This is a genomic window from Niastella vici, from assembly GCF_002077945.1.
Taxonomy (GTDB): domain Bacteria; phylum Bacteroidota; class Bacteroidia; order Chitinophagales; family Chitinophagaceae; genus Niastella; species Niastella vici.
The window spans coordinates 667,721-678,739 of sequence record NZ_LVYD01000124.1 but is presented as its reverse complement, the minus strand read 5'-3'; the positions used below and the strand labels follow the sequence as shown (position 1 = coordinate 678,739).

Sequence of the window (11,019 nt, the reverse complement as noted above, 5' to 3'; positions counted from 1 at the left end):
CAACGCTTGTGATGCCGCATATGTTTCAAACATTGGATCACAAGTTGCAAACTTTGCTTTACAAGTTCGCAACTTCGTGTGGAAAGTTCAAAACATTGGATGGAAAGTTCAAAACATTGAATGGAAAGTTCAAAAGATGTCGTGGAAAGTTTAAAACATTGGGTGGAAAGTTTCGAACTTATGTGGCAATGTTGCGACTTATGTCTCATCTTTAGCGACTTCTTCCACAGCCTTTGTAGTTCTTACCCACAATTTGAAAAATTGGGGGCCATAATTGTGAGCAATATACAAATTTTACCAACTTATACGAGACCGTTAACTGCTTAAATGGTCAAACTGAAAAGCTGCAGGGCATCATTTGGGAGTTTCTTCACTTTTTTTCATGCTGTGCCTCATACCCATACCGTATGGCCGCTTCTAGTATATCAACGTTGATATCTTTCAGCGTTTTGAACTTAATGCAATACCCCGTAACGCTGGCCTTACCTATTTTTTCCCCATACGTTTGGGCCAGGTATTTCTTATCGCTAATGCCAAGGATATAGACAGAGATCCCGGTTTTGTTTGCACTTATTCCAATTTGAAAAAACTCCCTGGTCTTTCCATTGGCATACTTTAATGTTTGTAATCCATATCCTATGGTAGGGTTAGTAACAGTTTTATTTTCGCTGTCTTTACCATCATCGAACCATAATTTACATCCTGGTAACGCCTGAAGTGTGCGCTGGTGCAACTCCTGCATTTCACTGCGTTTTGGTTCAGGCTGGCTGGTAATATACTTTTTGATTTGTTCCTGTACGTTCATATAAAATATAAAATTACCGGTTAAGATCTGTTTCCCGAATGTAACGCACTCTTTCTGAACTTACGGGTGGGTAATACGACAATCTAAGGGGGGTATTGTGCCTGGTACACCATAAATAGCTACAAGTGCTTCGAAGTTGGCAATGCCGGTCAGGTGTAACAAAAGGGTGTTTTTCTTTACAAACGCGACATCAGGCCATTCTGCTTTGGCAAGAGCAAAAGTAACCTTCCCGAAAACAAAAACCTGTCAATATTTGCAGGGGGTGTTGGCTGCCTTTTTATCTCGTACAGTTCCGCCTGAACGAAGAAACCTATGGTATCTCTTTCACCGGTGAAGTAAGGGGACTAATAAAACCCAACAACAAACCAACTGTTTCCCTTGCCCTGTCGAAAAAATTCGACCTGTCGAAGTTTATGGAATTCAGTAAATAAAACAGGGCTTTTTGTCCAGACTGCTGAAGTACCGGTTGCTTCATTTTAATGCAAAATGGTATAAGGCTTAAGTTGCTTTTGCTTCGCCGGGAAGGCCGTCTCCATGCTTTTGCAAACATAAAAGACAGTCTTTGTTTTATAGATTGTTCGCCAGCCGGCAAATCATTCTTTTATTTTCGTCCAACGGTCTTTTTCGTATGCAAGCACTTCTGTAGCTACCCCATTTTGGTCGAGGGTAAAGACAAGAGGCATACCATTCTCTTTACTAAAGAACTCCGTGGCAGAAGAAGGCACCAGGTGCACCGCTACATTGTCCCACAGCTGTGTGAGTACGATGCCTTCCTTTTCGGCTTTAATGGTGAGTTTATCGCCAGCAATTATTTGATACTTGCCTTCCAGGGCCTTTAGCTGCGCAGGCTGTAGTTTAACTTCCTTTTTCATTACAGCGGTAGAGGGGTCCTGCATCTTTTTCCACAGATCGCGATGAAAAGCCAGCACCTGCGTAACATTACCATTGTCATCTTTGGTAAATTGAAGCGGGAACCTCCATTGCTGAGCAAAGAATTCTGTAGCTGCTGTAGGCCTAAACATTATCTCCCTTCCAGTCCAACCCTCGCGGAGTTTCAGCCCGTCGGGGGTAGATTCGATCTGGATATAATCCCTTTTGCCATCCTGCCCGTCAATCTGGTAATAACCTTCAAAAGATTTCAATTGCCCGGCTTGAAGATGAATGTACTTTGGTGGTGCATAACTCTTCACTTTATTCCAATGGTCTTTATTGTATGCCAATAGTTGCACAACCGCACCCTGGTCGTTTTTGAAAAATTTAAGGGGAAAATCTTTATTCACGTTTAAAAACTCCAGCGCTGACTGTTGATTGAATACAATCTCTCTATCATTCCACAGTTGTTTAAGAATTAACTGGTTACCTGTAGCCCTGATCTGAATATAAGTATCCTTATCGAAGTCGGCCAGATAATAGCCTTCAAACGCTTTCAGGTCCTGGCGAGGGGGAAGTACCGTTTCCAGGTGGTTGGTGGAAGGCATTGATCGTGCTTTTAAGGGATTCACCATGAAATAGCACCCGGTTAGCAAGGGAAGCACCAGCGCATATTTGTACATATTGCGGATGGGAGAACTTTTTTTGTTCATCATATAAATGCGTGTTTTAATTTTAGATGAAGCAAATAAATTGACCAACGGTAGTCCCGACGGCCGCAGACATCTCAGCATGCTGTATTGATAGGAAGAAGGGTCAGCTCCTTTGTCCAGTACCGCCTTGTCTGCAAGAAATTCCAGGTTGAGCTTCACCGTTCGTTTTAATCCAATGAGGAATGGATTGATCCAGCACAATGCATGCACTAATTCCACCAGCAACAGATCAAAATTGTGTCCCTGACGGATATGCTCCTGCTCATGAGAAATGATCTGCTCAACATCTGCAGGCGGATAATGACCTTTGTTCATTACCAGGCAACGAAAGAATGAGAAAACTGGCAGGTCCAGTTCATGATAGCAGTAAATAATGCCGTTTACTTTTTCGCGCCTGCTTCTTCTAATTATGCGACAGACTTGTTGTATTTGAAAAAGCAAACGTAGCAGCAGCACTACCGCTACCAAAAAATATACCCGGTCAAGAATATTCACAACTTTGATTACCGGTATCGTATTGTGTGCAGGCTGCAGTGTTGACACCGGGGAATGTACATGGGGGCTTATGGCTGCCGTATCCGGTGCATCGCTGAATGGATGCTCCCAATGAGAGAAAGGCCTCATGGCCCACATGCCGCGCCTCAGCCCATTTTCAGTAGTACTCTCGAGGGCGGGCAATAAGGGTAAAAGGAAGGCCAGGCCAATAGCACTCAAAAGGACGATCCTGTTCAATCTGAAAAATTTTTCCTTTCTCAGCAAACAGTAATAGGCCAAAAAGAAAATACTGATGACCAGGTTCGCTTTCAGCAAATAAAGTAGAATAGCCCCCATAAACCGGAATTTATTTTCTATTTTTTTTCTCTATCATTTTAACGATTTCCTTCAACTCCTCTACAGAAACCTCTTCCTGTTCGGCAAAGAATGCCACCACATTCTTCATGGAATTGCCGAAAAGACGCGTCAGTAGCGGCTTCACAAACTTATTTGTATACTCTTTTTGGGAAATGGCAGCCGAATAACGATAAGTGGTGCCGAAATCTTCATAAATAAGAAATCCTTTGTCGGCCAGCCTGCGCATAGTGGTGGCTACAGTATTAATATGTGGTTTTGGATTGGGCAGCGCTTCACGCACGTCCTTTGCAAAGGCTTTTTCAAGCCGCCAGATGACCTGCATCAGCGCTTCCTCTTTTTCGCTGAGTCGTTTTTTCATATCGCTAAACTAGAACTATTTCTGTAATCAAGCAACTACAGTTGTAGTTTTAACAAAAAAAACTTTTTCCGGCCAACCTGCAGGACCGGCTTCCGATAACTGGTTCTTGTGATCAGTTACAGGAAATGAAGTTGAACAAAATTTAAGCAAAATGTCAGACGGTCAGAAGATCTCCACCTACCAGGACATTTCTGAACAAAATTCGCCCGCTCTAACTCCACTGTTTCGCATATTCAGTAGGTGTCATATTAAACTGCTTCTGGAAGTTGCGGCCGAATTGGGTCAATGAATTATAGCCTACTCTTTCTGCAATATCATTCATATGAGTATTCCCCTGGCTAATTAGTTCCGCTGCCGTTTTTAACCGCGTAAGATTGATCATCTCATTGGGCGAAAGATCGGTGATGCTTTTGATCTTCCGGTACAGGGTAGGGCGGCTCATATTCATCAGGGTGGCCAGCCGTTCCACATCCAGTTCGTGATCCGTAATATTATTTTGTATAACCTGGTGTAATTGTTCCATAAACTCTTCGTCCATCCGGTTGTGTGCAACGCCTTTAATATGCACAAGTGGTGATTTGGCGAAATATTCTTTAAGCCGGTTGCGGTTTTCGAGCAGGCTGGCAACCTGTGCATTCAGGTGCTCTGGCGAAAATGGTTTTTCAATATATACGTCGGCCCCCGATTTAAGCCCTTCAATTTTTGATTGCAGAATATTTTTAGCCGTTAGCAGTATAATGGGAATATGGCTCAATTCAAAATCAGCCTTTATTCGTTGACATAATTCAAATCCATCCATCTTATCCATCATTACATCACTGATCACCAGGTGAACGATATGCTCATGTAATTGCTGCAGGGCTTCTTCGCCATCCCGGGCAGTAAGCACCTGGTAAGCTGCCTGCAGATCGTCTGACAAAAAGTCGAGGATCTCTTCATTGTCATCTACAATAAGAATGGTGGTTTTTGGCAGCGGTGTTTTTTGTTGTTCCATACTGGTATGCTCATTAAACAGGTAATGTAAGATTAAATGTATTTAGTCCGTGGGCGGTAGTAATGGTGAGGTCGCCTTTCTGCAATTGCGATAAGGAGCGGGCCAGCGACAGCCCAATTCCTGTGCCTGTTGCTTTTTCGTTTTCTTTCATCCTGAAAAAGGGTTCAAATACTTTATCATGCAATGCGTCTGGAATAAGATTGCCATCGTTGCTGATAGCAATGGTTACCCATTTGTCAGTAAGTTGTACTGGCTGTATTTCAGCAATGATCCTCGATTGGCCATATTTCACCGCATTGTCGAGCAGGTTGCTGATGATCTTAAGGGTACTCTCTTCATCGGCCTGCACAAAAACAGGGCCTGCGGCAATAAACTGCATGTGCAGGTTTTTTTGTTCGGCTGCCGATTGAAAATTGGCGCAGGAATTCCTGAGCAGTTCGGTTACGTTGAAGCTGGTGATATTCACCAGGAAATGATCCGATTCAATTTTCCGGAAGTCAAGCAGCTGGTTCGTCAGTGTGAGCAGCCGCTCCGTATTCCTGTTCATTGCCAGCAGGTATTTTTCAAATTGGGGCAGGGCATCTACCTGCTTTAGCATTTTTTCCATGGGGGCCCTGATCAGGGTCAGCGGTGTACGGATCTCATGGGCAATTTTTGTAAAGAAGTCCATTTTGGACTGGTAAAACTCTTTGTCTTTTTTTATTTCAAATAATTCCATTTCCCGTTGCTGTTTTGCCAATTGCCTGTTGTGATAGAACCGGAAAACCAAAAAAGCCGCTATCAGCAACAGCGCGCTATACAACAGGTAGGCCAAAGTGCTTTTCCACCACGGGGGCATTATTTCAATATAAATACTGACCATATTGTTGCTCCACCTGCTATTACTGCTGCCCGACTTTACCGACAATTGATACCTGTTGGGTGGCAGGTTGGTGAAATAGATGCGGTTGTTGGCGCCAATATAGTTCCAGGCATTGCTTATCCCACGCATTTGATAAGCATATTGCACATTGCCCGGAGAGCTGAAGCTTAATGCCGAAAACTCAATGCTGAAAGTAGCCTGGTTATACGGCAACGTTATTTTTTGAGTAAGCACAATGCTTTTATTCAGCGGCGAGCCCTGGTCATTGATGGCCGCTTCCTTATTAAATATCTGAAAGCCGGTGAAGTAAACGGGAGGAACAAAATTGTTCGGCTGAAAGCCTTCCGGCCTGAAAGCGATCATTCCTTTCACACTGCCAAAATACATTTTGCCGGCTGGGTCAATGAATCCGGAATTATAATTGAACTGGTCGGTAAGCAGCCCGTTGGCCTGGGTAAAAACAGTAATGGTGCCATGGCTGACATCGTACCTGGCCAGCCCTTTTGAAGTGGTAATAAAAAGGTTGCCCTGTTTATCTTCCAGGGTGTTGTAAATTAAATTACTGGGCAACCCGTTCTTATCTGAATAAAATTTCAGGAAGGTGCGCCCCAGGTTAAAACAGTACAAACCATTTTCTGTAGAGATCCAGGTATTCTGTTGCCGGTCTTCGTACAAACGGGTGATGCGCGTTTTAGCCAATACATCTTCACCATTGCTGAGCAGGCGGTAATGGCCGTACATATTTTTTGCGGGGTTGTAGTAGAACAACCCGGCATTGAATGTAGCTATCCACAAGGTGCCCTGGTCATCTTCCAGTACAGCAGAATAAAAGGTGTTGAAGGGCAAAAATGATAGCAGCTGAAAATTGTCTGCATCCCGGTTATAACGGTAAAAGCCATTTGAAGTGGCCAGGAAGATGTGCCCGGCTTTTGTTTTATATAAGGAATAGATAAAATTACTCTTCAGGCTGTTGGCATCGGCGCCGGCAACATAATGCCGGATAACTTTCCCGGTATGGAGATCCATTTTGTCGAGCCCATGTTCAAAAGTACCGATCCATAAAACATTTCCATCGATCAGCAGTCCGTGGATATTAGTATGTGCAATGCTGTAAGGCGACCTGCCTGGTTGGTAGTTTTGAAACCGGCCAGTATGTGGATTGAATTTGTTCAAGCCGGCATCCTCGGTTCCAATCCAGAGATTGCCGGTGCTGTCCTGTACAATCTCCCGCACTGCATTGCCACTGATTGAATTTTGCCCCAGCTGGGGGAAAAATTTTTCGAACATAAGATGCTGATTCGAATAATAATTTACGCCGCCAAAATAAGTGCCGATCCATAATCCGCCTTCGCGGTCGCGACTCAGCGAGTAAATGGCATTATCAGTTAACGCATAAGGGTTGTTATAATTTTTTTTCAGATTGATGGCGCTGTTGGTGCGCGTATCGTAAATGTAGATGCCGCTTTCGGTGCCAATCCAATATTCATAGCGGGACCTTTTTATAAAATCGCGCACAAAAATTTCGGTGCCATCTTCGTTATAAGTAAGAATATCTGAATAAGTACGGGCCGCCAGATCAAATTGTTTTACACCCTGGTTGGAAGTGCCTATAAGCAAAAACCCTTCACCGCTGTCGAATATTTTTTCCACGTAGGTCGACACGGGCGGCCTGGAATGCCCGAAGAGCGGGTAAAATGTAAACTGGCCATTGGCTTCATTAAACAATCCCAACTGTCCGCGGCCACTGGCCACCCATATATGCCCCGATGTATCACCGCAAACAGCTGTATAGTAATCATCGCTATTCTTGAAAGGATATTCTGTGATCTTTCCATTGACAGTTGTATACCTGAATAGCCTGAATTTAGAAATAAACCAGAGATTGCCATACCCATCGTTCCCAATTCCCTGGATGTAGGAGGGCAGGCTGTTGTTCATCAGGGAAAAATTTTCCTTTTCTTCATTATACCTGTACAACCCTCTTTCAGTACCTACCCACAATACGCCCTGTTTATCCTGTAATAATTTTGTGATGGAGTTATTGCCCAGTGAATTGCTGTCGCCATTTATTTGCCTGAATACTTTAAAACCACGGCCATCAAAACGGTTCAGGCCGTCTTTAGTGCCAAACCACATAAAGCCCCGCTTATCCTGCAACGAACAGGTGACCGTGTTGTTGGAAAGACCTTTCTCCACCTGGTAACTCCTGAAGTCGAATGGCTGGCAAAAAGCGCTTAACCAAACAAACAAGGCAAACATCGATATCGCTATGCTTCTTTTCAAACGGGGCAATCTGGTTTATAAAATTAGAATATGTGGTATAAAAATGAGACAAATTGATGAATAAATGAACTGAAATAAAACGGCTCTGAAAATAGCAAACCTAATTTTGTTATCGCTACCGATTGCTAATTTAAACTAATGCTTTATGAAATATTCTCCTTCACAAAAGGTGAACGGGATGCTTATGTTGCTGCATGAACATAAGCTAACTGCAACTGCCATATTACTCTTGTTCCTTCTTCCATCCATCGCTTTTTCCCAGTCGCTTTCGATCAAAGGAAAGATCACGGATGATACAGGTCTTCCGCTGGCCGGCGTAACAGTACAGGAGAAAGGGACCTCCGCATCAACCATAACCGATGCAGCTGGCAATTACCTGCTTGGTGTTCATCCCAATGCAACGCTGCTATTCAGTCATGTAGGCTTTCTTACTCAAAGCGTAGGGGTGGGCAACCGCACCCTTATCGATCTTTCACTGGCACCTGAGTCAACCAACCTGGCCGATGTGGTGGTAATAGGTTACCAAACCGTACGCAAGAAGGACCTTACAGGGGCTACCGGTATTGTAAAAATGGAAGATGCCTCAAAGATCTCTACCGGTTCTGTGGCTGAGGCCATGCAGGGACTGGTGCCCGGCGTTACAGTAAGAAATGGTGGCGCCCCGGGACAGGGAGCTGCCATTGAAATAAGAGGGGTGGGAAGTTTTGGGAACGCCAATCCGCTGTATGTTATTGATGGCATGATCGCAGATGCCAATGTAACTATCAATCCCGATGATATAGCTTCTGTGCAGGTGCTGAAAGATGCTTCGGCTTCTGCTATTTATGGATCGCGTGCAGGCAACGGGGTGATCTTGATCACCACCAAAAAAGGAAAAAGCGGCGAACCTAAAGTCACCGCTGCAGCCAAATATGGCATGCAGTCTTTGCCTAAAACCTGGCACATGATGAGTGCGCCGGAATACCTGCAAACAGTAAAGCAGCAATACGCCAATTCCGGGGTGGCCCTGCCTTCGGATGTAGCCGCGCAACTGGCCAACAATACCATCAACACCGACTGGCAAAAAGCAACCTACCAGCATGCAGCCTACCAGGATTATAATGCTGCTATTTCAGGAGGTTCGCCGGGTGGCAATTATTATTTGTCGGGCGGATATTACTCCAACGAAGGAACAGTGGTTGGTAACGGCTTTAACAGGGGAAGCATGCGCATCAATACCGAAGTAAAAAAAGGCATCGTTACCGTGGGAGAAAATATGCTGTTAAGCCTTAGCAATGGTAATTACCCGGGCGGTGGCGTAAATGCATTCTACAATTCGGCGCAGATGCTGCCTACCATTATGGTGCAGAATGACCTGTACAAAGACGCTAACCTGTATCCTGCCAACCCCGACGGGTGGGGACTGGGCTCCTCCAATAACCCTACTTATGCAAACAACTACCTGGCCAATGTGGCGCTTGATAAAGTGAATTACAGTTACGCAAAAATTGTAGGCAATGCATACCTGGGTGTAAAGCTGGCATCCTGGCTCGACTATAAATTCAATGTGGGTATTGAAACCAGTTTTGACTACAGTAAGGAAGTGCGCGATACAGGTGTGTGGCGATACACCAACCAGCCGCCCCAGACTTTTGTAAGCGAAGGCCGCTCGAGGTATGTCAATTTCCTGATGGAGCATACGCTAAACTTCAATAAAACTTTCGGTCTTCATGCTCTTAATGGAGTAGTGGGTTTTTCAAGGGCCGACCAGGGACGCGATTATACGAATGCTTCCAAAAATTTGCTGCAAAATATAAACGGCCAATTGTTCAGTACCATTAGCTCGGCATTGGGCGCCCCGGCTGCCAGCGGCGGCCTTAACAATAAATGGAGAAACCATGGCTGGCTGGGACGCGTCAATTACGCCTACGCCGACAAATACCTGCTGACCCTCACCGGCAGAATTGACCAGGACTCCAGGTTTGGCCCTAATAACCGTACAGGCTATTTTCCCTCTGCGGCAGTAGGCTGGCGAATAAGTAAAGAAGACTTCTTTACAATAAACTGGATAAACGAGCTCAAATTGCGCGGCTCTTACGGCAAGCTCGGCTTTAGCGATGTACTGAGTGCCTGGCAGTACATTGGTTATCTCAACAGCGATCCGCGGGCCATCTACGGAACCGGCCAAACGCCGTCGGTAGGCGCCTACCAGGCGGTGATCACCAATCCCGACCTAAGATGGGAAACACGCATGCAAACCAATGTGGGCGCCGATGCACAGTTGTTTGAAAATGCAGTGACCCTGTCTTTCGACTGGTACCGGTCGCTTTCAAAGGATGTGCTGGTGTTGGTGCCATTGCCACAATACCTTGGCAGCGCCGGCAGCCCTTATGTGAATACAGGTTCTATCCGTAATACCGGTATTGAGCTGGCCTTGGGGTATAAAAACTATCACCATGCCCTGAAATGGGATGTTAGCGGCAACCTCACCACCATCAATAACAAAGTATTGTCGGTGGGTAACCAGGGTGTAGATGCCAACGGTCATGCTATAGATTACCTGGAGCCGGCTAATTTTGTGCGCTCACAGGTAGGCCATTCCATGGCATCGTGGTATGTGATCAAAACCGACGGTATCTTTCAAAGCCAGGCAGAAATTAATGGGTATACCAACAAAGCGGGAACTATCATTCAGCCGAATGCCAAACCTGGCGATATCAGGTACGTTGATGCAAATGGCGACGGGCGCATCAATGACCAGGACAGGTCATTTGCCGGCTCACCCTGGCCCACGCTGCAAACCGGCTTACAGTTCAATGCCAGCTACAAAAATTTTTCCCTGAACATACAACTGATAGGCGTATTCGGCAACAAGATCTATGATGACGTGCGGCGCGCCATGGATAATTATCAATTGACCAATTTCAGAAAAGGTATTAACCCCTGGTCTTCCACCAATACCGGCGGCACCGATCCGCGGCTGGCTGTAGACAATGGCAGCGATCCTACGGTATCGGTCAATAATATGGGGGAAACAGACCGCTGGCTCGAAAATGGCTCCTATGTACGCCTCAGGAACCTGCAGGTAGGTTATTCATTGCCGGTTGCATTTACGAATAAAATAAAGTTCAATTCGGCGCGGCTCTTCATCAGTGCGCAAAACCTGCTGACTATTACCAAATACAAGGGGCTTGACCCAGATATTTCCAATACCAACCTGGGGATGCGCGGCTTTGATTCGGGGTTCTGGCCCAGCAGCCGCATCTTTTCAGCCGGAGTTAATATCGATTTGTGATCTGCCAT

6 protein-coding genes are annotated in these 11,019 nt (G+C 45.3%); 1 reads left to right on the top strand and 5 read right to left on the bottom strand.

The annotated features are described in order from the left end of the window. Positions 1 to 370 precede the first annotated feature (370 nt). From A3860_RS40315 to A3860_RS40290, 5 genes are all read right to left on the bottom strand, one after another. Positions 371 to 805 (bottom strand): DUF1801 domain-containing protein, encoded by a 435-nt coding sequence (locus tag A3860_RS40315; RefSeq protein WP_081156254.1) that lies wholly within the window; start codon positions 803 to 805, stop codon positions 371 to 373. A gap of 593 nt (positions 806 to 1,398) precedes the next feature. Further along, a complete protein-coding gene (locus A3860_RS40305) occupies positions 1,399 to 3,219 on the bottom strand; it encodes a M56 family metallopeptidase (protein WP_081156252.1) in 1,821 nt (606 codons plus the stop codon). Between the two features lie 10 nt (positions 3,220 to 3,229). Beyond that, positions 3,230 to 3,598 (bottom strand): BlaI/MecI/CopY family transcriptional regulator, encoded by a 369-nt coding sequence (locus A3860_RS40300; RefSeq protein ID WP_081156251.1) that lies wholly within the window; start codon positions 3,596 to 3,598, stop codon positions 3,230 to 3,232. A gap of 211 nt (positions 3,599 to 3,809) precedes the next feature. Beyond that, positions 3,810 to 4,592 (bottom strand): response regulator, encoded by a 783-nt coding sequence (locus A3860_RS40295; protein WP_081156250.1) that lies wholly within the window; start codon positions 4,590 to 4,592, stop codon positions 3,810 to 3,812. 13 nt (positions 4,593 to 4,605) lie between these two features. Further along, positions 4,606 to 7,737 (bottom strand): ligand-binding sensor domain-containing protein, encoded by a 3,132-nt coding sequence (locus tag A3860_RS40290; protein ID WP_245843735.1) that lies wholly within the window; start codon positions 7,735 to 7,737, stop codon positions 4,606 to 4,608. A gap of 145 nt (positions 7,738 to 7,882) precedes the next feature. Here A3860_RS40290 and A3860_RS40285 point away from each other — a divergent pair, with 145 nt between their 5' ends. Continuing rightward, positions 7,883 to 11,011: a SusC/RagA family TonB-linked outer membrane protein gene (locus A3860_RS40285; protein WP_081156248.1), complete on the top strand. Its 3,129-nt coding sequence runs from the start codon at positions 7,883 to 7,885 to the stop codon at positions 11,009 to 11,011. Positions 11,012 to 11,019 lie beyond the last annotated feature (8 nt).